At 67.6% G+C, this 24,839-nt stretch carries 22 protein-coding genes; 13 read left to right on the forward strand and 9 right to left on the reverse strand.

The annotated features are described in order from the left end of the window. Positions 1-4 precede the first annotated feature (4 nt). From E5N76_RS21905 to phbB, 8 genes are all read left to right on the forward strand, one after another. Positions 5-226, forward strand: a complete 222-nt coding sequence (locus E5N76_RS21905) for a hypothetical protein (protein WP_149539457.1) — start codon at positions 5-7, stop codon at positions 224-226. Beyond that, on the forward strand, positions 210-356 hold the full coding sequence (locus E5N76_RS29730) for a hypothetical protein (protein WP_187830323.1): 147 nt from the start codon (positions 210-212) through the stop codon (positions 354-356). Before E5N76_RS21905 ends, E5N76_RS29730 begins: the two co-directional genes overlap by 17 nt. After that, positions 353-1,327, forward strand: a complete 975-nt coding sequence (locus E5N76_RS21910; RefSeq protein WP_149539458.1) for a Bug family tripartite tricarboxylate transporter substrate binding protein — start codon at positions 353-355, stop codon at positions 1,325-1,327. Before E5N76_RS29730 ends, E5N76_RS21910 begins: the two co-directional genes overlap by 4 nt. A gap of 84 nt (positions 1,328-1,411) precedes the next feature. Further along, positions 1,412-2,797, forward strand: coding sequence for an FAD/NAD(P)-binding protein (locus E5N76_RS21915; RefSeq protein WP_149539459.1), 1,386 nt, complete (start codon positions 1,412-1,414; stop codon positions 2,795-2,797). 146 nt (positions 2,798-2,943) lie between these two features. Continuing rightward, entirely contained in the window at positions 2,944-3,672 is a 729-nt protein-coding gene (locus E5N76_RS21920; protein WP_149539460.1) for a phosphoadenylyl-sulfate reductase, read from the forward strand. Between the two features lie 2 nt (positions 3,673-3,674). After that, on the forward strand, positions 3,675-4,469 hold the full coding sequence (cysD, locus tag E5N76_RS21925; RefSeq protein ID WP_149539461.1) for a sulfate adenylyltransferase subunit CysD: 795 nt from the start codon (positions 3,675-3,677) through the stop codon (positions 4,467-4,469). After that, complete coding sequence (gene cysC, locus E5N76_RS21930) at positions 4,469-6,316, forward strand: adenylyl-sulfate kinase (RefSeq protein ID WP_149539462.1); 1,848 nt, start codon at positions 4,469-4,471, stop codon at positions 6,314-6,316. Before cysD ends, cysC begins: the two co-directional genes overlap by 1 nt. Before the next feature lie 332 nt (positions 6,317-6,648). Further along, a complete protein-coding gene (gene phbB / locus E5N76_RS21935; protein WP_149539463.1) occupies positions 6,649-7,374 on the forward strand; it encodes an acetoacetyl-CoA reductase in 726 nt (241 codons plus the stop codon). Here the strand turns inward: phbB and E5N76_RS21940 are convergent. From E5N76_RS21940 to E5N76_RS21960, 5 genes are all read right to left on the reverse strand, one after another. After that, positions 7,349-9,781 carry an FAD-dependent oxidoreductase gene (locus E5N76_RS21940; protein WP_149539464.1) on the reverse strand — a complete coding sequence of 811 codons (2,433 nt, stop codon included), beginning with the start codon at positions 9,779-9,781 and terminating at the stop codon, positions 7,349-7,351. The two genes, phbB and E5N76_RS21940, sit on opposite strands and share 26 nt — an antisense overlap. A 51-nt stretch (positions 9,782-9,832) precedes the next feature. Continuing rightward, positions 9,833-10,945: an ABC transporter permease gene (locus E5N76_RS21945; RefSeq protein WP_149539465.1), complete on the reverse strand. Its 1,113-nt coding sequence runs from the start codon at positions 10,943-10,945 to the stop codon at positions 9,833-9,835. A gap of 2 nt (positions 10,946-10,947) precedes the next feature. After that, positions 10,948-13,689 (reverse strand): ribosome-associated ATPase/putative transporter RbbA, encoded by a 2,742-nt coding sequence (rbbA, locus tag E5N76_RS21950; protein ID WP_149539466.1) that lies wholly within the window; start codon positions 13,687-13,689, stop codon positions 10,948-10,950. Then, positions 13,686-14,756 carry an HlyD family secretion protein gene (locus tag E5N76_RS21955; RefSeq protein WP_328593068.1) on the reverse strand — a complete coding sequence of 357 codons (1,071 nt, stop codon included), beginning with the start codon at positions 14,754-14,756 and terminating at the stop codon, positions 13,686-13,688. Before E5N76_RS21955 ends, rbbA begins: the two co-directional genes overlap by 4 nt. 77 nt (positions 14,757-14,833) lie before the next feature. After that, positions 14,834-15,151, reverse strand: a complete 318-nt coding sequence (locus E5N76_RS21960) for a phasin family protein (RefSeq protein WP_149539467.1) — start codon at positions 15,149-15,151, stop codon at positions 14,834-14,836. Between the two features lie 631 nt (positions 15,152-15,782). Here E5N76_RS21960 and E5N76_RS21965 point away from each other — a divergent pair. Continuing rightward, positions 15,783-17,573: a PHA/PHB synthase family protein gene (locus tag E5N76_RS21965; RefSeq protein ID WP_149539468.1), complete on the forward strand. Its 1,791-nt coding sequence runs from the start codon at positions 15,783-15,785 to the stop codon at positions 17,571-17,573. Between the two features lie 83 nt (positions 17,574-17,656). On the opposite strand, the gene E5N76_RS21970 is transcribed toward E5N76_RS21965, so the two are convergent. The 3 genes from E5N76_RS21970 to E5N76_RS21980 form a co-directional block, all read right to left on the reverse strand. Beyond that, a complete protein-coding gene (locus tag E5N76_RS21970) occupies positions 17,657-17,995 on the reverse strand; it encodes a VOC family protein (RefSeq protein ID WP_149539469.1) in 339 nt (112 codons plus the stop codon). Positions 17,996-18,226: 231 nt separating this feature from the next. Beyond that, positions 18,227-18,970, reverse strand: coding sequence for an SDR family NAD(P)-dependent oxidoreductase (locus E5N76_RS21975; RefSeq protein ID WP_149539470.1), 744 nt, complete (start codon positions 18,968-18,970; stop codon positions 18,227-18,229). Positions 18,971-19,006: 36 nt separating this feature from the next. Further along, positions 19,007-19,408, reverse strand: coding sequence for a DoxX family protein (locus E5N76_RS21980; protein ID WP_149539471.1), 402 nt, complete (start codon positions 19,406-19,408; stop codon positions 19,007-19,009). 153 nt (positions 19,409-19,561) lie between these two features. On the opposite strand from E5N76_RS21980, the gene E5N76_RS21985 reads away from it, so the two are divergent. Further along, complete coding sequence (locus E5N76_RS21985; protein WP_149539472.1) at positions 19,562-19,990, forward strand: winged helix-turn-helix transcriptional regulator; 429 nt, start codon at positions 19,562-19,564, stop codon at positions 19,988-19,990. 36 nt (positions 19,991-20,026) lie between these two features. Here the strand turns inward: E5N76_RS21985 and E5N76_RS21990 are convergent, their stop codons facing one another. After that, positions 20,027-20,932, reverse strand: coding sequence for a LysR family transcriptional regulator (locus E5N76_RS21990; protein ID WP_149539473.1), 906 nt, complete (start codon positions 20,930-20,932; stop codon positions 20,027-20,029). A 114-nt stretch (positions 20,933-21,046) separates the two neighbouring features. Here E5N76_RS21990 and E5N76_RS21995 point away from each other — a divergent pair, with 114 nt between their 5' ends. From E5N76_RS21995 to E5N76_RS22005, 3 genes are all read left to right on the forward strand, one after another. Next, on the forward strand, positions 21,047-22,396 hold the full coding sequence (locus E5N76_RS21995) for an amidohydrolase family protein (protein ID WP_149539474.1): 1,350 nt from the start codon (positions 21,047-21,049) through the stop codon (positions 22,394-22,396). Positions 22,397-22,463: 67 nt separating this feature from the next. After that, the gene (locus tag E5N76_RS22000) at positions 22,464-23,663 is read left to right on the forward strand and encodes an arabinose transporter (RefSeq protein WP_149539475.1); all 1,200 of its coding nucleotides are present in this window, start codon (positions 22,464-22,466) and stop codon (positions 23,661-23,663) included. Positions 23,664-23,721: 58 nt separating this feature from the next. After that, positions 23,722-24,492: an SDR family NAD(P)-dependent oxidoreductase gene (locus E5N76_RS22005; RefSeq protein ID WP_149539476.1), complete on the forward strand. Its 771-nt coding sequence runs from the start codon at positions 23,722-23,724 to the stop codon at positions 24,490-24,492. The last annotated feature ends 347 nt before the right edge of the window (positions 24,493-24,839 follow it).

Here is a 24,839-nt window from a genome sequence, read left to right on the forward strand (position 1 = left end):
GGCGATGCGCGCCGAGCCCCACCCCCTCCGCCCGCCGCCGCCCCCGCCCCCTGAATGGCAGGAGGAAGCGGCGCTGGAGGAGCGGGAAATCGGCGTCATCCGCCACCCCTCCCGCGTGCCGGATCATGAGCATGAGACCGATACGCGGGAGATCCACACTCCTGAAGGCATCCGCCAGTTGCACGGGCTGGCGATGGGAGGTCCGAGCCATGGCCATCACGCGTGAGAGGATCGCCGGCCGCGAGGCGCGCCACCTGCTCCGGCAGGTGCAGGAACTGGCGGGGCTTGCCGGCCGCTGCCTGCTGGCCGCACTGATGCTCGGCCTGCTGCTGCAGGCGATGGGGTTCGGCCGGTGATCGCGCGGCGTCCCCTGCTGCGCGTGGCCGGGCTCGCGCTCGCGGCGCCCGGCCTCGCCCGCGCCTCCGCCTGGCCGCAGCGGCCGGTCACGCTGGTCATCCCCTTCCCGCCCGGCGGCATCGTGGACACGGTCGGGCGGCTGATGGCGAGCCGGGCGCAGCCCCTGCTGGGCCAGCCCGTGCTGGTGGAGAACCGGCCGGGTGCCGGCTCCGCCCTGGCGAACGCTTATGTCGCCCAGGCGAAGCCGGATGGCTATACGGTCCTGGCCGGCGGCATCGGCCTCGCCATCCTGCCCAACCTCCAGCCGGACCTGCCGCCTGCCGATCCGCGCCGCGCCTTCCTGCCGGTGGCGCAGACCACCACCACCGCCTATGTCCTGCACATTCACAAAGCCCTGCCGGTGCAGTCCCTGCCGGAATTCGTCGCCTGGGCCCGCGCTCAGGGGCCGGCGCTGAACGCCGCCACCAGCGGCCAGGGCACAGGCCCGCACCTGACCTGGGAGCTGTTCCGGCGCGAGGCCGGCCTGGGCGGCGAGGTGCTGCACTACCGCGGCGGCGTCCCCGCCATCCTCGACATCCAGGCCGGCCGCGCGCATTTCATGTGGGGCACGGCGCTGGAAGCGATCCAGGCGCAGCGGGCCGGCCAGACCCGGCCCATCGCCATAACCTCCGCTGCCCGCATCCCTGCTTTGCCGGAGACGCCGACGGTGAGCGAAAGCGGCTGGCCGGGTTTCGAGGTGAATTCCTGGAGCGGCTGGTACCTGCCTGCCGGCACGCCTCAGCCCGTGGCTGCCCGGCTGGCCGAGGTGCTGCGCGAGGTACTGGCGGGGCCGGAACTGCGCGCGACGTTGACCGCCAACGGGGTGGAAGCGGCCTGGGCGCCGGCGGAAACCCTGGCGGCAACGCTGGAGGCGGAGACGCAACGCTGGGGCAGGCTGATCCGGCAGGCCGGCATCACCGCCACCGGCTGACCTGTTCCACGGCCCGATTGCGGTTGACTCTCTCAAGTTCCGCCACGGTAGGGTGGTTTTGCAACCCTACCGGCAGGAGGCGGGATGCCGCATCTGACCATCGCCGTCATCGGGGCCGGCTTCAGCGGCACGCTGATGGCCCTGCACCTGCTGCGCCGATGTTCCCCCGGCACGCAGGTGATCCTGCTGGAGCGCAACGGCCAGTTCGGCCGCGGCCAGGCCTATGCCACCGGCAACCCCAACCACCTGCTGAACGTGCCGGCGGCGCGGATGAGCGCCTTCCATGACCGGCCGGAGGATTTCCTCCACTGGCTCCAGCGCCAGCCGGATGGCGAGGCGCTGGCCGCCCAGGGCTTCGTCCCCCGCCGGCTGTTCGGCGCCTATGTCCGCGCCCTGCTGCATGAGGAGGTGATGCGCCCGGCCACCGAATGCCGGCTGGAGCTGCTGCGCGGCGACGTGCTCGGCCTGGCGAAGAGCGAGACCGGCCTCACCCTGGCGCTGGATGGCGAGCGCTGGCTGGCGGCGGACCTCGCCGTGCTCGCCATCGGCAATTTCCCGCCCGAGGCGCCGCCCGGCCTGCCGCGACGCTTCCTGGAAAGCCCGCTCTACCGCCCCGACCCCTGGGCGCCGGAGGCCTTCGCCGGGCTGCCGCCGGCGGCGCCGGTGCTGCTGATCGGCACCGGCCTGACTATGGTGGATGGCGTGGTCTCGCTGCTGGACCAGGGGCATCGCGGCCCGATCCACGCCCTCTCCCGCCGCGGCTTGCTGCCGCGCCGCCACGCCCCTGCCCCGCCCCAGCCCCGGCCGGCGACGCCGCCTTTGCCGCCCAGCCTGCTCGGCCTGGCCCGCAGCCTGCGGGCGGAAGCCCGGCGCGCCGAGGCCGAGGGCGGCGACTGGCGGCCGGTGGTGGACCGGCTGCGGCCCTTCACCCAGGATGTCTGGCAATCCCTCTCGGCCGAGGACAAGGCGCGCTTCCTCCGCCATCTGCGCCCCTGGTGGGACGTGCACCGCCACCGCATGGCCGGCAGCGTCGCGGACCGGGTGGAGGCCGCCCGCGCCTCCGGCCAGCTCCGCCTGCACACCGGCCGGATCCGCGGGGTGGAGGAGATGGAGGGCGTGGCGGAGCTGTGCTTCGCCCGCCGCGGCGACGGCGCCCTGCAAAGCCTGCGCGCCGCCCGCGTGGTGAATTGCGCGGGTCCGGGCGCCGATTACGACCGCATCGAACACCCTTTGGTCCGCGGATTGCTGCAGGCCGGGCTGGCGCGGCCGGACCCGCTCCGTCTCGGCCTGGACGTCACCGCCAATTGCGCGCTGCGGGACCGGCAGGGCGGCATTTCCCGCCGCCTCTTCGCCATCGGTCCCGTCACCAAGGGCGCCTTCTGGGAGATGACGGCGGTGCCCGACATCCGCCGGCAATGCGAGGTGGTGGCGGAGCACCTGGCCGGGATCATGAAGGCGATGAGCGCCTGAGCGCGATAATTATGTCATCATGATTCGTAGATTGATATAATTCACCTTATTAATTCGTTTTGATTGACTGGCCATGGGACGGGCGCCGGCGCAAAGTGCCATCCCGTGCTGCCGGGCCTTCCGGCGGCGTCAAGCCGGGCCACGCCATGTCCGCTGCCTGCCCCGATCTCCGCCCCGATGCGGCCGCCCTGGCGGCTGAGTTGGCGCCCTTGCCGGCGCCGCAGGCCGTCGCCCACCTCGCCGCGCGGTTCCGCGGGCGGATCGCGCTGGTTTCCTCCTTCGGCGCGGAAAGCGCGGTGCTGCTGCACATGGCCGCCGCCGCCGACCCGGCGCTGCCGGTGCTGTTCCTGGATACCGGCAAGCTGTTTCCGGAGACGCTGGCCTATCGGGATACGCTGATCCGCCGCCTCGGCCTGCGCGACGTGCGCAGCCTGCGGCCGGGCCCGGCGGCGCTGGCGGCGCGGGACCCGCTGGGCGGCCTCTGGGGCTTCGCGCCGGATGCATGCTGCGCCTTGCGCAAGGTGGCGCCGCTCGCCGCCGCCCTCGCCCCCTTCACCCTCTGGCTGAATGGCCGCAAGCGCGCCCATGGCGGCGACCGCGCCACGCTGCCGCTGGTGGAAGTGGTGGAGGGCAAGCTGAAGGCGAACCCGCTGGCCGCCTGGGACGCTGCCGCCCTCGCCGCCTACCAGGCCCGCCACGCGCTGCCGCCGCACCCGCTGGTGGCGGAAGGCTACGCCTCCATCGGCTGTCGACCCTGCACCACCCGCACCGAAGCCGGGGAATCCCCCCGGGCCGGCCGCTGGCGCGGGACCGGCAAGACCGAATGCGGCATCCACCTGCCGTCTCCGACGACGCCTCTCACCGGATCGCACTGACCATGGACGACCTCGACAGCCTGGAAGCCGAAAGCATCTTCATCCTGCGCGAAGCCTATAGCCGGCTGAAGCCCCTTGCCCTGCTCTGGTCGCTCGGCAAGGACAGCAACGTGATGATCTGGCTGGCGCGCAAGGCCTTCCTCGGCCGCATCCCCTTCCCCGTGCTGCATCTCGACACCGGGCTGGAATTCCCGGAGGTCTATGCCTTCCGCGACCGCTACGCGCGGGAATGGGGCCTCGAGCTCATCGCCGATCCCTGCCCGCCGCTGGAGACCGTGGACCCCACCCTGCCGCCCGCCTCCCGCATCGCCGCGCGCAAGACGGCGGGGCTGCGCGAGGCGATCGGCCGCTACGGCTATCAGGCGCTGATCGCCGGCATCCGCCGCGACGAGCAGGCGACGCGGGCGAAGGAGCGCGTCTTCAGCCCGCGCGGCCTGGACAATGCCTGGGATTTCCGCGACCAGCCGGCAGAGCTCTGGGACCTCTTCCACCTGGACTACCCGCCCGGCACGCATCTCCGCGTCCATCCGCTGCTCGGCTGGACCGAGCTCGACATCTGGCGCTACATCGCGCGCGAGGGCATCCCGGTCTCCGAGCTGTATTTCGCCCGCGGCGGCAAGCGCTTCCGCTCGCTCGGCGAGGTCGGCATCACCTTCCCGATCGAGAGCGAGGCGGCCGACATCCCCGCGGTGATCGCCGAATTGCGCGCGACGAAATCCGCCGAGCGCGCCGGCCGCGCCATGGACCATGAGGGCGAGGACGCCTTCGAGCGGCTGCGCGTCGGGGGCTATCTCTGATGCCGGAGCGGCGCGCCTTCCCCATCGTCGTCGTCGGCCATGTGGACCACGGCAAATCCACCCTGGTCGGCAGGCTGCTGCACGACACCGGCAGCCTGCCGGAAGGCCGCCTCGCCCAGCTCCGCGCCGTCTCGGAGCAGCGCGGGCTGGACCTGGAATTCTCCTTCCTGCTGGACAGCCTCCAGGTGGAGCGGGACCAGGGCATCACCGTGGATGCGGCGCAGATCTGGTTCCGCAGCGCCATGCGCCGCTACGTCATCATCGATGCGCCGGGCCATGCGGAATTCCTCCGCAACATGCTGACCGGCGCGGCGGCGGCGGAAGCGGCGGTGCTGGTGGTGGATGCCGCCGCCGGCCTCTCGGAGCAGACGCGCCGGCACAGCACCCTGCTCGGCCTGCTCGGGCTGCGCCAGGTGGTGGTGGCGGTGAACAAGATCGACCTCATCGGCCATGACCGGCAGCGCTTTGCCGAAGTGGCACAGGCGGTACGCGACTACCTCGGCGGCATCGGGCTGCACCCGGCCGCCATCGTCCCGCTCTCCGCCCGGCAGGGCGACAACGTCGTCGCGCGCGGCGAGGCCACGCCCTGGTATCGCGGCCCGACCCTGCTGGAGGCGCTGGACGCGCTGCAGCCGCGCCGCCCGCCGGAGGACGGCAAGCTGCGCCTGCCGGTGCAGGACGTGTACCGGCTGGGCGACCGCCGCATCCTGGTCGGGCGAATCGAGAGCGGGCGGATCGCGCTCGGCGATGCGGTGCGCTTCCTGCCCGGCGGCCAGTCCGCCCGCATCGCCGGCATCGAGGCCGGCAGCAGCGTGGCGGCCGCCGCCGCCGGGCAGAGCGTGGCGCTGAGCTTCGACCGCGAGGTCTTCGTCGAGCGCGGCGCGATGCTGGCCGGCGCCGAGGATGCGCCGGCGGAAAGCCAGGTGCTGACCGTGCGGCTGGTCTGGCTGGACCGCCAGCCTTTGCTGGCCGGCGACCGCCTGGTGCTGCGCCACGGCACCGCCGAGGCGAAGGTGACGGTCGAGGCCATCGAGGCGGTGATCGATGTCGAGACCCTGGCCGCCGCCCCGGCCCTCGCCTTGCCGCAGAACGCCGTGGGGCGGGCGCGGCTGCTGGCGGCGAAGCCGCTCGCCATCGACAGCGTGGCGGAGTGCCCGCGCACCGGCCGCGGCGTGCTGGTGCGGGACCACCGCATCGCCGGCGGCTTCGTGGTGGAGGCGCTGCCGGAGGAGGCGCGCGCCCTGACGCCGGTGGACGCGCCCGTCACCCCGGAGGAGCGCGCCAGGCGCAACGGCCATCGCGGCGGTGTGCTGTGGCTCACCGGCCTCTCCGGCGCGGGCAAGAGCACCCTGGCGATGCGCGCGCTGCGCCTGCTGACGGACCGCGGCGCCCAGGCCTATGTGCTGGATGGCGACAACATCCGCCAGGGGCTGAACCGCGACCTCGGCTTCTCCGAGGCCGACCGCAGCGAGAATGTCCGCCGCACCGCGGAGGTGGCGCGGCTGCTGGCCGATGCCGGGATGATCGTGCTGGTCGCCCTCATCTCCCCGCTCGCCGCCCAGCGCGCCGCCGCCCGGGCCCTGCTGGGCGAGCGCTTCCAGGAGGTGCATGTCGCGGCGCCGCTGGAGATCTGCGAGGCGCGCGACCCGAAGGGCCTCTACCGCCGCGCACGGGAGGATAGGCTGCGCGACTTCACCGGCATCTCCGCCGCCTACGAGCCGCCGGAGGCGCCGGAGTTGCGGCTGGACACCGGCATGCTGACGCCGGAGGCGGCAACGACAGCGCTGGTGGCGCATGCTGAGGCGGCTTTCGGCTTAAGCCGCGAGACAATCACACCGCGTGGCTGATGATCCGCCGAGAGGCGGTAGCTGCGATGCAGACCGGGCGTCCGGCTGATCCCCCCAGCTTGCCTCAGCCGCCTTACGCCGCTGGGCGAAGCGAAGCAGCGCAGCTTCGAGAATGCGGCTTCGCGTATCCTGCTTCGAGCCCTGAACAACCAGCTTCTGAGACAGCCTTCATCCTGCTGAGGGGGATGGCAAACCGATTTCAGACTCGATCGAATTGGCTTCCACGCATATCAACAACGGTTGACCTGAATCATTGATTCCCCGCTCACCATCCCCTTTCCTGAGGCCCGAGCCGAAGACGTCTTCGGCCTGCTGTCGGAGGAGTCAGGAAGATGTCCAGAGTGGCCGTCGTCACCGGGGGAACGCGCGGCATCGGCGCCGCGATCTCGAGAGCTCTCCAAGCGGAAGGCCACAAGGTCGCGGCAAACTATGCCGGCGACGAGAAGACCGCCGCGGCCTTTCACCGCGAGACCGGCATCGCCGTCTTCAGGTGGGACGTCTCCAATTTCGAAGCCTGCGCTGCCGGTGTGCGCAGAGTTGTGGAGGAACTCGGTCCCATCGACATCCTCGTCAACAATGCGGGCATCACGCGCGATGTCATGCTGCACAAGATGGCGCTCGAGCAATGGCGCGCCGTCATCGACACCAACCTGAACTCCCTGTTCAACATGACCCGCCCGGTCATCGAGGGCATGCGCGCGCGGGGCTTCGGCCGCATCATCAACATCTCCTCCATCAACGGGCAGAAGGGCCAGATCGGGCAGACGAACTACGCCGCCTCCAAGGCGGGGGATCTCGGCTTCACGAAGGCCCTGGCGCTGGAAAACGCCCGGAAGGGGATCACCGTCAATGCCGTCTGCCCCGGCTACACCGAGACGGACATGGTGCGCGTCGTGCCCAAGGAGGTGCTGGAGACGTCGGTCCTGTCGCAGATCCCCGTCGGCCGGCTCGGCCAGCCAGAGGAGATCGCGCGCTGCGTGGTCTTCCTTGCCTCGGAGCAAGCCGGCTTCCTCACCGGATCGACGCTGACGGTCAATGGTGGCCAGTACCTGACCTGACGCGCCGGGCGCGCCGCTTCGTGCCCTCGCTCCCGGATGCCGCCGGCTGCGGCTCCGGGCCCGAGAGGCCGTCGCTGTCGCTGAACTTCGGCAGGGACCGGTTCCTGGGAACGGCATGCCGGCCCGAGACGGGGCCGGCGTTGAGCCGCTGGTTGCTCCCGGCGGCGAGGGTCCGTTTGGCCAGGGCATATCCATCCGCCTGGTTGGACCGGACGGAGAGGTCGGAGAAATCGTAGTCGCGCGAAGCAGGCTCTCCCGGCCGTCCAAGGCGGACGAAACGCGTGATGCGCGTCGGCGCCTCGTCGCCCATCAGCTCGAGATAGAGCGGTCGTTGCCGGATCTTTGCCTGGATGGCGGGATCGACGAAGCCGAGGATGCTGCTGACGAGCCCACGATAGGCGCCCACCAATTCGCGCAGGCGGAGATCGCTGCGCACGCGTTCAGAATACACGATCTCGTCGCGACGGGCCAGCACCTCCATCATGTTCGTCGGAAGCGGCCGCTGCCCCGCGAAGAGGTCCACGATGAAGACCTGCTTCCCGTCCGGCCCGCAGCGATCCGTCACGATATCGAGCGGCGAGTTGCTGATGATCCCGCCATCCCAATAGGATTTGCCGTCGACCTCCGTCCAGGGGAAGCCGGGCGGCAGGCTTCCGCTTGCCAGGATATGATCCGGGGTCAGGTCATCGACATAGCTGTCGAAGATCTCGAGCTCGGCGGTGGCGAGGTTGACGGCGGCGACCAGGAGCCGGACGGGGCTGGTCCGGAGCGACGGGAAGTCCACGTATCTGGAGAGCAGCGCCCGCATCGGGCCGATGTCGTAGAAGCTGGTCCAGCTCGCCGGCGGCGTCAGCGGCGCGGAGAAGGAGGGCAGCCATCGGGGACGAAAGAAATTCGGCACGCCGAACATGAGGATGCCGAGGGAGGCTGCGGCCCTCGCTGCCTCCTCGCAGGCCATGGCCGGGGTCTGCACCGAGATGTCCGACCAGAAGGATTCCAGCGCCTCCGTGGCGTGGCGCGGATGGGCGGCGATGATCGCGCCGTTCAGCGCGCCGATCGAGATGCCGGCGACGATGTCGGGGAAGATCCTCTCCTCCTCCAGCGCCTTCACCACGCCGCATTCGAAGGCCCCCAGCGCGCCGCCGCCCTGCAGGACGAGGACGGTCTGGGTCGGCAGACGGTCGAGCGGGAAGGCGGGGTCGTGGAGCCGGCCCTTCACCTCGCGCAGATTGACCCGGTAGCGGATCAGCCCCTTGGCGCCGCTGGTCTCCTCGACGGGCCGGCCGACCGTGAACAGCGCACGGGGCAGGTCGCCCTTCAGGTAGAAGAGGGCGAAGGACTTCTCCTCCAGGGAGCCGCGGCCGATCCGCTCCTCGGCCTCCTCCGGCGCGCCCAGCATGCTGAAGCTGACATCCCCGATGTCGCAGAAGAAGTAGGAGACGTCGTCATAGCGCCGCCGCTGGCCGAGCATGTTCCGGGCGGCGAGGCGCCCCTGCTTCTCGGCATTGTCCCAATGCTCGATGTGGCGGCGGCGGGCGAAGACGGGATCGTAGAAGCTGGTGACGTCGCCCGCCGCGAAGACGTTCGGCGCGCTCGTCCGCAGCAGTTCGTCGACCACGACGAGGCCACGGTCGAGCATGATGCCGCTTTGCGCAAGGAAGGCCGTATCGGGCTCGACACCGATGCTGACGACGAGCAGGTCGCAGGGCAGCCGGCGCCCGGATGACAGCTCCGCCTCCTGGATGCGGTCCTCGCCGCGGATCGCCGTGATGGTCTCGCCCAGCAGGATGCGGGCGCCGCGGTCCTCGGCGTGGCGCCGGAAATAGGCCGAGACCTCCGGCGCCTCGACATGCGGCAGCACGCGGCCTTCGCATTCGACGACCGTAACCTCCAGACCGAGCTCGAGCAGCGACATGGCGATTTCCAGCCCGAGGAAGCTGCCGCCCAGCACGATGGCCCGCCTTGCGCCCGCCGCGATCCTGGCCCGGATCGCCTCGCAATCGGCCCTGCGGCGAAGATAGTGCACCCCTGCGATGCCCTCTCCTGGGACCAGCAGGCGCTTCGGCCTGGAGCCGGTCGCGATCAGGAGCCGCCCGTAGCGGATCGCCGCGCCTGCCGCGGTCGTGACGATCTGCTGCGCCGGATCGACCGCGATGGCGCTGGCGTTCAGCGCAAGCTCGATCGCCTGGTCCTGGTAGAAACTCTCGGGCCGCAGCAGGATCCGCTGTTCATCGGCGGTTCCGAGCAGGAGCTGCTTCGAGAGGGATGGGCGATGATAGGGCGCCGCCTGATCGGCGGACAGGATCAGGACGGAACCCGCCGCGCCTTCCAGCCTGAGGGTGGCCGCCGCGGCCGCACCGGCACCGCCGCCACCGAGGATCAGGTGGTCAACCTCTCGCATCGTCATGCCAGATCTCCGGCGCGGGTCCGCCAATGCGGCTTGCGGCTTCGGCGCCGGTCATCTCAGGAACAGCCGGAACCGGTGGAGCGAGAACAGAAACAGCCCGGCCCCGATCCCGATGAGGGCCGCGAATTGCGGCCAGACCACGCTGAACCCGGCGCCACGGAACAGAATGGCCTGCGCCAGGATGACGAAATGCGTGTTGGGCGCCGCCAGCATGATGGCCTGGATGATCCCGGGCATGCTCTCCCGCGGCGTGACGCCGCCGGACAGCACCTGCAGCGGCAGCAGGACGAGGATCAGCAGCAGGCCGAATTGCGGCATCGAGCCGGCGACGGTCGCCAGGAAGATGCCCATGCAGGTCGTGGCGAAGAGCTGCAGCGCGGTGCCGAGCAGGAAGAGCGTGACCGAGCCCTCGATCGGCACCGCCAGCAGGCCCTGCACCACCACGAGGATCGAGAAGGCCGAAGCCGCCAGCACCACGAGGCCCATGGACCAGACCTTGCTCAGCATGATCTCGACCGGCGTGACGGGCATGACGAGGAGGTGGTCGATCGTGCCGTGCTCCCGCTCGCGGATGAGCGCCGCGCCGGTGAGAACGATCGACAGCATGGTGATCGAGGATACGACGTTGTTGATGGCTCCGAACCAGCTCTTGTTCAGCTCCTGGTTGAAGCGCGCGCGCAGCGTCAGGTCCACGGGAAGCGCGGCGCCCGAACGGTATCGGCTGAGGAATTCGTTTACCTCGGCCGTGACGATGGACTGGATGTGGCCGGCCCCGGTGAAGGCCTGCGTCATGCGCGTGGCGTCGACGTTGAGCTGGATCGCCGGCGCGCGCCCGGCCAGCAGGTCGCGCTGGAAGTTCGGCGGGATGTCCAGGGCGAAGGTGTCCATGCCGGAATCCATCCGGCCATCCATCTCGGCGATGGAGATGAGGCGGGGGATGACGAAATAGGGCGGGTAGAAGGCGAGGGCGATGCGCCCCGAGACCGGCGAGCGGTCCTCGTCCACGATGGCGATGGCGGCGCGACTCAGCGTCTCGGGCATGGCGCGCGAGGCGGTGTAGATCGAGAGGGTGAAGGAATAGACGATCAGGATCAGCAGCATCGGATCGCGGGCGAGGCCGCGCAGCTCCTTGATGCCAAGCTGCAGGACATTCCCCAGCCGCATGGTCAGCGCGCCTGCTTGCGCAGCAGGGCCGCTGCCAAGCCCAGCAGCACGGGAATGGCGACCAGGAGCGGAATGAAGGCCTCCCCGAGATCGGCGAAGCCGAGCGCCTTGGAGAAGGTGCCGCGCGCGACGGTGATGAAATGCGTCGTCGGATAGAGGCGGCCGATCAGCGCGCCTGCGCCCTCCAGCGAGGAGACGGGGTCCGTCATGCCGGAATACTGCACGGCCGGGATGAGGGTGATGAGCGAGGTGCCGAAGATGGCTGCGATCTGGCTGCGCATGAAGCTGGAGATCAGCAGGCCCATGCCCGTCGCGCAGATGACGTAGAGCAGCGCCGCCGTGCTCAGGGCGAGGAAGCTGCCGGTGATCGGCACGCCGAAGACGAAAACCGCGAAGGCGGCCAGCATCAGGAAGTTCAGCATGGCGAGCAGGACGTAGGGGATCTGCTTGCCGAGCAGGAACTCCAGCCGCGTCACGGGCGTGGTGTAGAAATTGGTGATCGAACCCAGCTCCTTCTCGCGGACCACGCTGAGGACGGCGAGCATGGCCGGGATCATCATCAGCAGCAGCGGGATCACTGCCGGCACCATGGCGACCAGGCTCTGGATGTCGGGGTTGTAGCGGTAGCGGACCTCGATCTGGAATGTGCCGATCGTGGCGGCGTCGCCGTGGAGCTCTCGGGCTCTCTGCGTGAGCCAGGCGGCGTGCATGCCCTGCACATAGCCGCGCACCGTCTCGGCGCGCGAGGGCATGGCTCCGTCGATCCAGGCGCCGACCTCGACATTGCGGCCGCGCGCGACTTCGCGGCCGAAGCCGGGTGGAATCTCGATGGCGAGGCTGAGCTCGCCGTTGCGCATGCGGCGGTCGAGGTCGGCGTAGTCCGTGATGGGCGGCTTCTGGGTGAAGTAGCGCGAACCAGAGATCTGCAGGGTGTAGTCGCGGCTCACCGTGGTGTCGTCGCGGTCGAGCACGGCGAAGGACAGGTTCTCGACATCCATGTTGATGCCGTAGCCGATGACGAACATCAGCAGCACGCTGCCGAGCATGGCCAGCGCGGCACGGATGGGATCGCGCCGGAGCTCCAGCGCCTCGCGCCGCGCATAGGCGAGCATCCGGCGCGGGCTGAAGACACGGGCGATGCCGGTATTCGCCGGCGCCTCCTTCCTGGCCGGGGCCGGCGTCGCGAGGGGTGCCTCCTCCTTTTGCCCTGCCGCTGCCTCCAGATAGGCGATGAAGGCCTCCTCGAGCGTAGGGACAGACCGGCTCCGGACGATCGCCGCCGGCGTGTCGCTGACCAGGACCTTGCCCGCATGCATGAGGGAGATGCGGTCGCAGAGCTCCGCCTCATTCATGAAATGCGTGGAGACGAAGATCGTCACCCCGTCCTGGCGAGAAAGCTCGGAGAGGATGCGCCAGAAGGCGTCGCGCGCCAGCGGGTCCACGCCCGAGGTCGGCTCGTCGAGGATCAGCAGCTCCGGCGCGTGGATCATCGCCACGGCGAGCGACAGGCGCTGGCGCAGGCCGAGCGGCAGGGAGTCCGGCAGGTTGTCCATCACGCCGGCGAGATCGAAGCGGCGCACCATTTCCTCGATCCGCGCCGGAATGCGGTCGGCGGGCATGCGGAAGAGCCGGGCATGGAGGTCGAGATTCTGCCGGACCGTCAGCTCGGAATAGAGCGAGAAGGCCTGGGACATGTAGCCCACGCGCCGGCGCACCTCCATGTCGGCGGGATCGACCTCACGGCCGAAGAGCCGGGCCGTGCCCTCGCTCGCGGCGAGCAGGCCGGTCAGCATCTTCATCGTCGTGGTCTTGCCGCAGCCATTGGAGCCGAGGAAGCCGAAGATCTCGCCGCGGCCGATGCGGAAGCTCACATCATCCACCGCCGTGAAGTCGCCGAAGCGCATGGAGAGGTGCTCGGCCTCGATCGCGGCCTCCGCCTCGCTTGCCGCGGGCCGGGGCGGGATGACCAGCGCTTCGTGGCCGCGGCGCCGCTCCTCCGGCAGCAGGGCGGTGAAGGCGGCATCCAGCGTCTCGGCGCCGGTCCGCACCAGCAGCTCGGCGGGCGTGTCGGTCGCGAGCACGCGGCCGGAATCCATCGCCACCAGCCAGTCGAAGCGCGCCGCCTCCTCCATATAGGCGGTAGCGACGATCACGCTCATGCCGGCGCGGCTGCCGCGGATGCGGTCGATCAGCTCCCAGAATTGCCGGCGCGACAGCGGGTCGACGCCCGTGGTCGGCTCGTCGAGGATCAGCAGGTCCGGGTCGTGGATCAGCGCGCAGCAGAGGCCGAGCTTCTGCTTCATGCCGCCGGAAAGCTTGCCGGCCGGACGATCGGCGAACGCCGCCAGGCCGGTGCTGCGCAGGAGCTCCGCGATGCGGCGCTCGCGCTCCTCCCGGCCCTGGCCGAAGAGGCGGCCGAAGAAATCCACATTCTCGAAGACCGAGAGCGTCGGGTAGAGGTTCTTCCCCAGCCCCTGCGGCATGTAGGCGATCCGCGGGCAGGTCCGCGCGCGGTGGCCCGCATCGGCCATGTCGCCGCCCAGCACCTCGATCCGGCCGGACCGGATCGCCTGGGCGCCGGAGATCAGGGCCAGCAGGCTCGACTTGCCCACGCCGTCCGGGCCGATCAGCCCGACCATGCGGCCGGCAGGGATGTCGAGGGTCACGCCGTCGAGCGCGCGGGCCTTGCCGTAGGATAGCCCCACCTCCCGCAGCCGCGCGACGGTGGGCGGCTCCCCGCTCACTGCACCAGCGTCCCGGTCAGGGTGGAAGGCCAGGCCGCGTCGGGCACGAGGCGGACATAGGCGACGCCCGGGATGCCGGCCTTCACCTGGGTGATGTAGCGGCGCAGCAGCTCCGGCGCGATGCGCGCCTTGACCCGGAACATGAGCTTCTCCCGCTCCTGCGCGGTCTCGACGCTGCGCGGCGTGAACTGGGCGACGTCGGCGACGAAGGAGATGGAGGCGGGGATGACGTATTGCGGCGCGGCGTCCAGGACGAGGCGTGCTTCCGCCCCGTAGCGGAGCCGCCCCGCCTGCTCGGCGGGCAGGAAGAAGTTCATGTAGACGTCGCCGAGGTCAACGAGGTTCAGCACCCGGCCGCCGGCGGCGAGCACCTCGCCCGGCTGCGCCACGCGGTACTGCACGCGGCCGTCGCGCGGCGCCTTCAGGTCGCTGTCCGCGATGTCCACCTCGATGCGCTCGATGGTGGCCCGCGCCGCGTCCACGGCGGAGTGCGCATCGACCACCTGCGACCGTGCCGCATTGATCGCCGCCTCCGAGGCGGCGAGCTGCGCCCGCGCCGCACCGAGCGCGGCCTCCGCCCCCAGGGCCCGCGCCCGGTCGTCGTCCAGGAGCTGGAGGGGTGCGTTGTTGGTCCGGGCGAGCTGCTCGGTGCGCGCCCGCCGCGCGCTGGCGGCGTCGCGCTCAGCCTCGCGTTGCTCGACGACCGCAGCCGCGGCCGTGCGCTCCGCCTGGCGCTGGGACACCAGGTTTTCCGCGGTGCTGATCGCGATCTGCGCCCGCTGCAATTGGGCCTCCGCCTCCCGGCGCTGCGCCACAAGCGGGCTTATGTCCATCCGCGCGAGCAACTGCCCGGCTTCGACGAAATCGCCGTCATTCACGTAGATCGCGCGGATGCGGCCTGGGATCTTCGTCGAGACGTCGATCTCGATCGCCTCGATGCGCCCATTCCCGCTGGCGATGCCGGGTGGCAGACCGGCCGGCGAGAGCTCCCGCCAGGCAACATAGCCACCGCCGGCCGCGGCGCCCACCACCGCGAGCATGACGATGCGCCTGAGCAGAGGAGTCACTCTTCGGAAAACCTTTCGAAGCTGCTGGCTGAGGACTGCACCCGGACGATCTTGCGCCCTGACCGATCAGGCTGGATTCAGGGCGAGGTGGGGGCAAACGTCGATTGCAATGACCGGAAGGCGCGCCGCGTTTCCTCGGAGCAGGCCGTCGAGGCGGATCGCAGGAAGTCCATCTGGCAGGAGAGCGCCTCGGCAGGTCCCCTGCATTCTGCGAGCCGCTTCGCGAAGTCCGCCTGGGCCTGGAGGGTCCGGGCCAGCGCGCCGAAGCTCTCGCGGTAGAAATTCGCATAGAGTGCCGCAGGCGCCTCCGAGAAGGACTTCAGCCATTCTATGCCGCCGATCGGGCCGAAACTGGGCAGCGCGGCCGCTGCAGCCTCGCTCTTCTTCTCCGCCATCGCTGGATCTCCTCTATGGGTTCGGCTGCCTCGTTGGCACGGGCTTCTACTAACCTCGGGGATGAGGCCGGCATTGATTTATGTCAACGTCCGTTGACGACGCCAGGCGTCAGGACTCATTGGTACGGGCATCGAGCCCGCGCCGAGAATGCTCATGCGCCGCAAACTGCGCAGCGGATGCTGCCCATGCATGGGCGTCCTCTTTCGGCGACGGGAGTCGCCCTGGCGGAAGAAAGTGGCATGACAATAGCGCCTGCTGTCGATCCGGAGGGATTCATGCCCTCGACTGCCGCGGTCCGGCTTTGCACGAAATTCTTCCCTGCCATACCGAACTCTCCCTCGGCGCGGTGTCTGCCAGGCAACCGCCTCTTGTCCCGCAATGCGCTGATCCATGTCAACGACAGTTGATTTCCTCGGGTTCAGGATTCGGCCATGACGAGACAGGCGACACGGATAGGCATCCTCAGCGGCCGTGAAGCGGCCCGGCGGGCGCCGGCCGCGACCCGTCTCCCTGTCGCGCCGACAGCCGGACAGCCGGTCCGCATCCTTCGCATGACGATCGGCTGGGACCCAGATCCAGGCCGGGCGGCGCGATGGCTATGCGCCGGCAGGGCAGCAGGAAGGTAACCCCATGGACTCAATCCCAACCCCATTGCACGGCATCACGCCCGGCACCCGACCCGATGTCGGGGGTGTGAGCAGCGAGGCCTTTCGCGCCATCGACCGCATGCGCGAAGCGCTCACGGCGCGCGCGACGGGCGGCGCCTCCCCCGCCTCGCTCGCGCTGGCGCTGTTCGACTGGTCCATCCATCTCGCCTCCGCCCCCGGCAAGCGGATGGAGTTGGCCGACAAGGCGGCGCGGAAGGCCGTCCGGCTGCTCACCTGGCTCGCCTCCAGCGCTGCGCGGCAGGACGCACCGCCCTGCATCGAGCCCCTGCCTGGCGACAATCGCTTCCGCGCAGAGGCCTGGCGCAGGCAGCCCTTCGCCTTCCTGGCACAGGCCTTCCTGCTGAACCAGCAATGGTGGCACAACGTCACCCACGAGGTCCCGGGCATGACGCCGCACCATGAGGACGTCGTTTCCTTCGCGGCGCGGCAGTGGCTGGACGTCTTCTCGCCATCGAACATCGCCTTCGCCAACCCAGAGGTCATCGAGAGGACCTTCCAGTCCGGCGGGGCGAATTTCCTGCAGGGCTTCCAGAACTGGTTCGAGGATGCCGCGCGCCTGGCCACCGGCCAGCCCCCCGTCGGCGCGGAAGCCTTCCTGCCGGGCCGCGACGTGGCCGTGACGCCAGGCAAGATCGTGTTCCGGAACCATCTCATCGAGCTGATCCAGTATGCTCCCACGACCGGGTCGGTGCTGGCCGAGCCGGTGCTGATCGTGCCGGCCTGGATCATGAAGTACTACATCCTCGACCTGTCGCCGCAGAACTCGCTGGTCCGGTACCTGGTCTCCAGGGGCCACACCGTCTTCTGCATCTCCTGGCGCAATCCCACGGCGCAGGACCGCGACCTCACGATGGATGACTATCGCCGGATGGGCGTGATGGCCGCGCTGGATGCTGTCCAGGCCATTCTGCCGGGCCGGAAGATCCACGCGACTGGCTACTGCCTGGGCGGCACGCTGCTCGCCATCGCGGCGGCGGCGATGGCACGCGCCGACGACGACCGGCTTGCCTCGTTGACCCTTTTCGCGGCGCAGACGGATTTCACGGAGCCCGGCGAGCTCGCGCTGTTCATCGACCACAGCCAGATGCACTTCCTCGACAGCATGATGTGGAACCGGGGCTATCTCTCGGCCGAGCAGATGGCCGGCGCCTTCCAGCTCCTGCGAACCAACGACCTCATCTGGTCCCGGCTCGTGCATGACTACCTGATGGGCGAGCGCACGCCGATGATCGACCTGATGGCCTGGAACGCGGATTCCACGCGCATGCCCTATCGGATGCACGCGGAGTACCTCCAGCGCCTATACCTGGACAACGAGCTCGCGGCCGGCCGCTTCATCGTGGATGGCCGGCCCGCGGCGCTGCAGAACATCCGCGTGCCGCTCTTCGTGGTGGGCACCGAACGCGACCACGTCGCGCCCTGGCGGTCGGTCTACAAGATCCACCTCCTCGCCGATACCGAGGTCACCTTCGTGCTGACGAGCGGCGGCCACAATGCCGGCATCGTCAGCGAGCCGGGCCGGGCCGGGAGGCGCTTCCGCGTTGCCATGAGGCGGATGGAAGACAAGTGCCTCGATGCCGAGGAGTGGGCCATGATGGCAGAGCGGAAGGAAGGCTCCTGGTGGGAGGAATGGGTCCCCTGGCTGACAGCCCGCTCCTCGCCCGAGCCTGTGCTGCCACCGCCGATGGGCGCTGCCGATAAGGGCTACGCGCCGGATGGCGATGCGCCAGGAACCTACGTCTTCCAGCGCTGAGGAAGCGATGGGCCGGGGGCTTCCCCGCAACCGGCCCTTCGCGGAACCGCAGCTCGGCGACGAGCCGGCGATCGATCACACGATTATTCCTGAACCAGGTCGAACTTGTTTCCGTCCGGATCGGCCAGGGTCGTGTAGCGGATCTGCGGAAGTTCGAACTTCTGCACCACGGTGGCTCCCAGCCCTGCCAGACGCTTGGTCTCGCCATCGAGATCTGGTGTCCTGAGATCGACATGGACCCGGTTGCGCTGCGTCGGGACGTCCTCGACCTTCTGAAACTGGAATGGCGGGACAGCGGGAGAAGCCGCGAGCTGGACGATCTGGCCGTAGTCGTTGCCCACTGCGATCCTGAGGGCTTCCGACCACCAGGCCGCCAGCTTTTGCGGGTTGGTGGTGTCGATGGTGACAGCGTGTATCTTCATGTTCGATCTCCTTGTTTGAAGAGCTATGGGGTTGCGCACGGCAGCTCGGGTTTGACCGATGATCACGCGGCGCGGCATGACCAGCACGATGATGCCAAGGCCCGAAGAGGTCGCGCCGCTGCGCCGCCTTAGAGCGGTTTCACCTCGCCTGCGCTCGTCGAACCCGCTCCAGCCCTTTGTCTGAGCGCATTTTTCGAGTCGTCCGGCGATTCCGCCGGACTTGAAAATGCTCTAGCGGGCGCTGTCGATGATCGAGCCGCCGTCGGGCGTGAGCGTGTAGCCAGTCAGGAACTGCGCATCCTTGCTCGCCAGGAAGAGCACGACGGGTGCAATGTCCTCCTCGGGCGAGCCATAGCGACCGAGCGGATTGGTCGGCGGGGGGACATTCGCCTCAGGCCCCCAGGTCTCCGCGACCGGCAGCACGTTGTTGACCGTGATCTTGTCTACCGCCCACTCGCGCGCCGCCGTTCGCGTGAGCGCGCGCACAGCTTCCTTGGCCATGTTGTAAGGTCCCATGCCGGCCATGCCGATCACCCCGGCCATCGAGCCGAAGTTGATGACGCGGCCCTGCCCGCTCGCCTTAAGGTGCGGATAGGCCGTCTGCATAAAGCGCAGATAGGCAATCGGCCCCATCTCGAAATTGCGCTGAAGCTGACGCGTCGGAAGATCGAGGATCGACGCGTAGGCGACAGTCGCATCGAAGGCATTGTTGACGAGGATGTCGAGACCGCCGAAGGCGGCGACCACCTTATCGACGGCCGCCTTGGTCTGATCGGCATCGCCGGCATCGGCCGGAACCGCCAGAGCGGCGCCGCCGGTCGCCTCGATCTCGGTCACCACCGCCGCGACGCTGGCTGCGGTGCGCGAGAGGACGGCGACCTTGGCGCCTTCGGCGGCGAACAACTTGGCCGTGGCACGGCCGATGCCGCGAGTGGCGCCGGTAACCAGCGCGATTCTTCCGGCAAGTCTTCCCATCCTCATCTCCATTGGGTTCGGGGGACAGAGTCACCGTCAGCGCGCGAGCGCCTGATGGTCAGGCGCGTAAGGCGCCGGCGCGTCGCGGGCGGCGTTCTGGGTAGTGAAGGACGCTGCCAGCAGCACGAGGCCAACCAGTGCCGGCACCGCGCCTTTGGGCTTGCGCACCCCGAGGTGGGCCGACCCGGACAGAGCCAAGTGAAAGAAGATCCCGGCATAGGCCAGATCGCTCAGCGGTACGCTGACACGCGAGAGGATTGTGACCGGTCCAAGCACCTTCACGACGATCATGAGAGGCACGAGGTAAGGAGCCGGATAGTTAAGCTCGGCCAGCGTCTGACGAACCCAGGTCCCCTTGGCCAGGTACAGAACCGCAGAGCTGAGATATAGCAACGACAGTAGTATCGTGCTGATCAAATAAGTGAGCATCACCGCCATGCACTTCCTTATCGCTACTCATCGCACGACTTCTTATTTTGTGACTTCCAAAGTGGCGGCTCGGGTGCGTTTCTGCGTGCTCCGCCGCCGTGCATGTTGAAAATGTCTTCCAGCATGGATATCTGCAAGTAGGATGAATTACTTTCACTTAGTATGGAAAAACTGACCATGGCCGGCGAGAGCAACATGCATGAGGAGATGCGGCGCGCCTTCGCCATGCTCTCCGGGAAATGGAAGCTGGAGATCATGTGGCTGCTCCATCAACGAACCCATCGGTTCGGCGAGCTTCGCAAGCAGATCCCCGGCATCACACAACACATGCTCACCGCCCAGCTTCGGGAACTGGAGGCGGATGGTCTCGTATCGAGGACGGTGTTCGCCGAGGTGCCACCCCGCGTCGAGTACCAGATGACCGGCAAGGCGCGCGGGCTGGGTCCGACGATGCAGGCGCTGACCGCCTGGTGGGAAGAATATGGAAGGACCGTGCCTCCCAAGCCGAACTCGCGGGGACGCAAAGCCCGCAATGCGTCCTTGGAAGATGGAAGACCCCGCATCGCGGCGCGCGGCAATCGCGCATCATAGCGTACAAATCGAATGGATAGTTTGGGAGGCTTGCCGCTAGAGTTCCATCGTGATGTCAACGCAAAAGTCGACGAACGCGCGTACCTTTGCGGGTGGATGTTTGCGTGAAGGATGAAATGCAAAGAGCGGAAATCGCTCGCCGTGCCAGTCCGGAAACAGATCGATCAATTCACCCGATTCCAATAGCCGACCAACACCCCAGCCAATAACCTGCGCGACACCTGTCCCGGCGATGCACTCGGCAAGCATTGACTTCGGGTCAGTGAAGGTCAGTGGGCCCTTGGTTGCAACGTCGAGCGTCTCACGGTCGCGGATAAACTCCCACTCAAAAGACCGTCCAGTGTAGGGGTCGAGAAACTGCAGGCAGCGATGTCGGACGAGATCGGACGGATGTGCCGGCCTGCCAAACCGCTCAAGATAGCGCGGCGCAGCCACTGTCAGAATCGGCGCTTCGATCAGCTTTCGGGCCACCAAACTCGCAAGGCGTGGTTGACCGAAACGAATGGCAAGGTCGACGCCATCCGCCACCAGGTCACCGACGTGTTCGCTGGTGACGAACTCGATCGAGAGTTCCGGATAACGCTCGGTGAAGGAGCCCAAACGCCCAGCGAGCACCAGCGGAAGGAAGAACGGATCGATATCGACTTTCAGGCGGCCGCGAACGGCAGATGCGGCGCCTGATGCGATCGCCGCAGCGTCTTCGATGGCTTCGAGGTGCGGCTTCACCTCCTCATAGAAGCGTCTTCCCTCGTCAGTGAGGGTGACGGAACGTGTCGTCCGATCGAGGAGCCGCACGCCGAGCCTGGCTTCAAGGCGGCTGATCGCGCGGCTGACACCCGAATCCGTAATCCCAATCAGCTCGGCTGCTTTGACGAAGCTGCCGCCCTCTACGACCGCTGCCAGCACGCTCACGCCGGACAAGATCCTTCCGTCAAACGGCATGACTTTCGTTCCTGACATCTAGTCAGGAATTATCTGACACAAGATCACATATTTCAAGTCTGCCTCGGGGCGATAACAGTCGTGCAAATCGCCAGCGCGGAAGAGGAATCGATTATGAGCACGCAAAAGAACAGCCGCACAGTTTTCAGAGGCGGCACCGTCATCACAATGGATCCGCAGGTTCCTAACCTTGCGATCGGCGATGTGCTGATCGAGAGCGGCCGGATCGTAGCAGTCGGCACCGAGCTCTCGGCAGGCGATGCGGAGACGATCGATGCGAGCGGCAGCATCCTCATGCCTGGCCTTGTTGATGCCCACCATCACATGTGGCTCGGGGTGATGCGCCGGCTGATGCCCGACGTGGACGATCTCTTCGCCTATATCGACGTCGTCGCCGAGAAGCTGGGTGCCCACTACCGCCCCAACGACATGTATCTGAGCACGAAGCTGACGGCGCTCGCCTCACTCGATGCCGGTATCACCACGATCATCGACGCCTGTCACGCGTCGCGTAGTCCCGAGCACACCGATGCGGCGCTTGACGCGTTGGACGACAGCGGCATCCGCGCGCTGCATCTGGTCGGCGCCGCGATGGACAAGAAGGCGTCCGCTACACATCTGCCCGCTGACCTCAAGCGTCTCGCCGACAATTGGAATGCCGGCGGCGGGCTGGTCCGCGTTGGTCTGTTCGGGCAGCTCAATCTCGACTGGTGGAGGGTCGCGCGCGGACTCGACATGCGCATTCTGACCGAGTTCATCGGTGATCTCGCCAAGCTCGGTCCTGAATTCGCGGAGCCCGGCGTGCTCGGGCCGCACAACATCTTCAATCACTGCACTCGCATCCCGCAGGAGACGTGGAAGCTGTTTGCCGATTCGGGCGTGAACGTCACCGTCAATCCGCGCTCGGATGCGCTGTTCGGCTTCGACGATGAGAGCTTTGCCTATCAACAGGCTATCGATCACGGGCTGTCGCCGGCGCTGGGCATCGATCTCGATACGGCCTTTGGCAGCGACTTGTTCGGCGAGATGCATGCGCTGTTCGGCCAGCAGCGCTCGGCGATGCGCTATCGACGCTTCCGGGGCGAGGTCAATGTCCCGGCACCGATCTCGGCGGATGCAGTGCTCAAGGCCGCCACAGTCAACGGAGCCCGCGCTGCCGGGCTCGAAAGCGAGATCGGTACGCTGTCGCCAGGCAAGCAGGCCGACATCATCATGATTCGCACAGGTGATATCGCTGTCTTCCCCGTCACCAACGCTATCGGCACCGTCGTGCAGGCCGTCGAACGCTCGAATGTCGACACGGTGATGGTAGCTGGCGAGATCCGCAAGCGCGGCGGAAAGCTGGTCGGCGTCAACGTCGCCAAGCTGCATACACAGGTGAACGCCTCACTCGATCATCTGCTCGACGTGAGCGGCTACCGGACGGACCTTTTCGGGACGACGGCAGGCAAGGCTTCGGTCTGACACGAAGGCGCCGCCACGCCCGGCCGGCCCGTCTTCCATTTTTCAATTCACCTCCATAGAGGCTGTCATGTCAGCACTGACCCTCAATCGCGCGCGCTCATCAGGCGCCGCGCCTGATTATCTCTTCCGTCCAGCGCCGGGCATAATTGCGGCGCTATTCTGCGGCTATCTTTGCGTTGGCCTACCGCTGCCGGTCATCCCACTGTTCATCCATGACAAGCTTGGATTCAACAATCTCGTTGTTGGGCTGGTCATTGGCGTCCAGTTCCTGGCAACGGTGCTCACTCGCGGCTATGCCGGGCGCCTGACCGACCAGCATGGCGGCAAGCGGTCGGCCCTTCAGGGGGCGGCGGTCTGCACGCTGGGCGGCCTCATGTATCTCGTCTCGGCCATGCCTGGCCTGTCGCCGATGCTCAGCCTCGCGATTGTGGTTTTCGGGCGCGTCGCGGCCGGCTTCGGCGAAAGCCAGTTCGTCACGGGGTGTGTTGCTTGGTCAATTGCCTCCGTCGGTCCGCAGCGCGCTGGCATGTCGATGTCTTGGACCGGCATCGCGATGTTCGCGGCGCTCGCGATCGGCGCGCCGATCGGCATGGTGCTCTACCAAGGCTACGGGCTCCAGGCAGCCATGATCGCGTGTATCGCCGCGCCGCTCATTGCCGGGGTCATCGCTGCCTTGGAAGTGTCTTACATGAGCCCCGCCGGTGAGCGTCTGCCGTTCTACAAGGTGATCGGGCAGATCTGGCGCGAAGGTCTCGGTCTGATGCTGCAAGGTGTTGGCCTGTCGGGACTCACCGCCTTCGCTTCGCTCTACTTCGCGGCGCGGAGCTGGGGCCATGCCGGTCTCGTCATGACGGCCTTCGGTATCGGCTTCATCTTCATCCGTGTTGTTTTCGGTTCTCTTCCGGACCGGACGAGCGGCTACCGCGTCGCACTGTGGTCTCTGGTAGTCGAGGCCATCGGTCAGGCGATGATCTGGGCGGCCCTGCATGAGATCGTCGCACTCGCCGGCGCTTTGGTCACGGGCCTTGGCTGCGCGCTGGTATTTCCTGCGCTGGGCGTCGAAGCCTTGAAGCGCGTGCTGCCGGCTAACCGCGGCAGTGCCATGGGAGCGTTCGTGGCCTTCCTCGACATCGCCTATGGGGTGTCGGGGCCCATCGCCGGTGTCATCGCCGGTCAGTTCGGTTACGCCGCTGTCTATCTGTTCGGTACCGCCTGCGCATTGCTCGGAGCCGCGCTGGTCCTGACCGGCCGCAGCCCGCAATCATAACGCCAATACCTTTATTGGCGGTTTCGGCTGGTTATCGCAAACAGAAAGGAGAAATACAATGTCGCGTATCTTCATTTCCGGATCGTCGACCGGCCTTGGGATGATGGCGGCCGATCTACTTGCCAGTCAGGGTCATGAGATCGTCCTCCATGCCCGCACCGCGGCGCGCGCCGAGACTGCCCGCAAAGAGCTGCCAGAGGCGAAGGCCATCGTCATCGGCGATCTTGAGACCATCGTGGGGGCCAAGAACGTCGCGGCGCAGGTCAACGCGCTCGGTCGCTTCGACGCGGTCATGCACAATGCAGCGGTCGGTTATCGCGAGGGTCATCGGCTCACCGCCGACGGCCTGCCGCATGTCTTCGCGATCAACACGCTATCGGCTTACATCCTCACAGCGCTGGTCGAGCGACCGAAGCGGCTCGTCTATCTCAGCTCCGGCATGCACCATCATGCCCACGCCAATCTCGGTGACATTCTGTGGAAGCAGCGTCGATGGAACGGCTCGACTGCGTATGCAGAGAGCAAACTCCACGATGCTATACTGGCGTTCGCCATTGCTCGGCGCTGGCCCGGCGTCTTCTCGAATGCGCTCGAGCCCGGCTGGGTGCCAACAAAGATGGGAGGGCCCGGCGCGCCCGACGACATGAATCAAGCGCATCTAACCCAGGCTTGGCTCGTGGCCGGCGACGATCCAAAGGTGGATGTCACTGGCCAGTATTTTTATCATTTAAAGCGGATGGAACCGAACTCCGAGACTCATGATGAGGCGTTGCAGGATCGTTTGATCGCCATCTGTGCGGAGATCTCTGGCATCGATCTCCCGACGTGATGCTGTGGGCGTAGTCGGATTATTCGGCAGTTAGGAACCGCTGAGCGTCGGTTGTGTCCACCACCGTATTGATTGTCCGGCACGCGCCACCAGCCTGTGCAAGACGCCGGCTATTATCTGATTCGGCGAGAACTGGACGTCCATCGGGCACATGCAGACTTCGCCCGATTTCGCGCGCAAGCCGCTCGGCGTCGATGTCGATCCCGACAAGCTGATCGCGGCCTCACCCATCCCCTCATTTTGAACCGGCGTTGGCTCGCACGAAGAGGTTGGCATCTGCCACGGCCTTGGCGAAGCCCTGCATCAGCGGCGCAAGGCGCGGCTGTGGCATGTTGGGGATGAGGTCG

Origin of the sequence: Siccirubricoccus phaeus, from assembly GCF_008360935.1 — a bacterium.
GTDB classification, from domain to species: Bacteria; Pseudomonadota; Alphaproteobacteria; order Acetobacterales; family Acetobacteraceae; genus Siccirubricoccus; species Siccirubricoccus phaeus.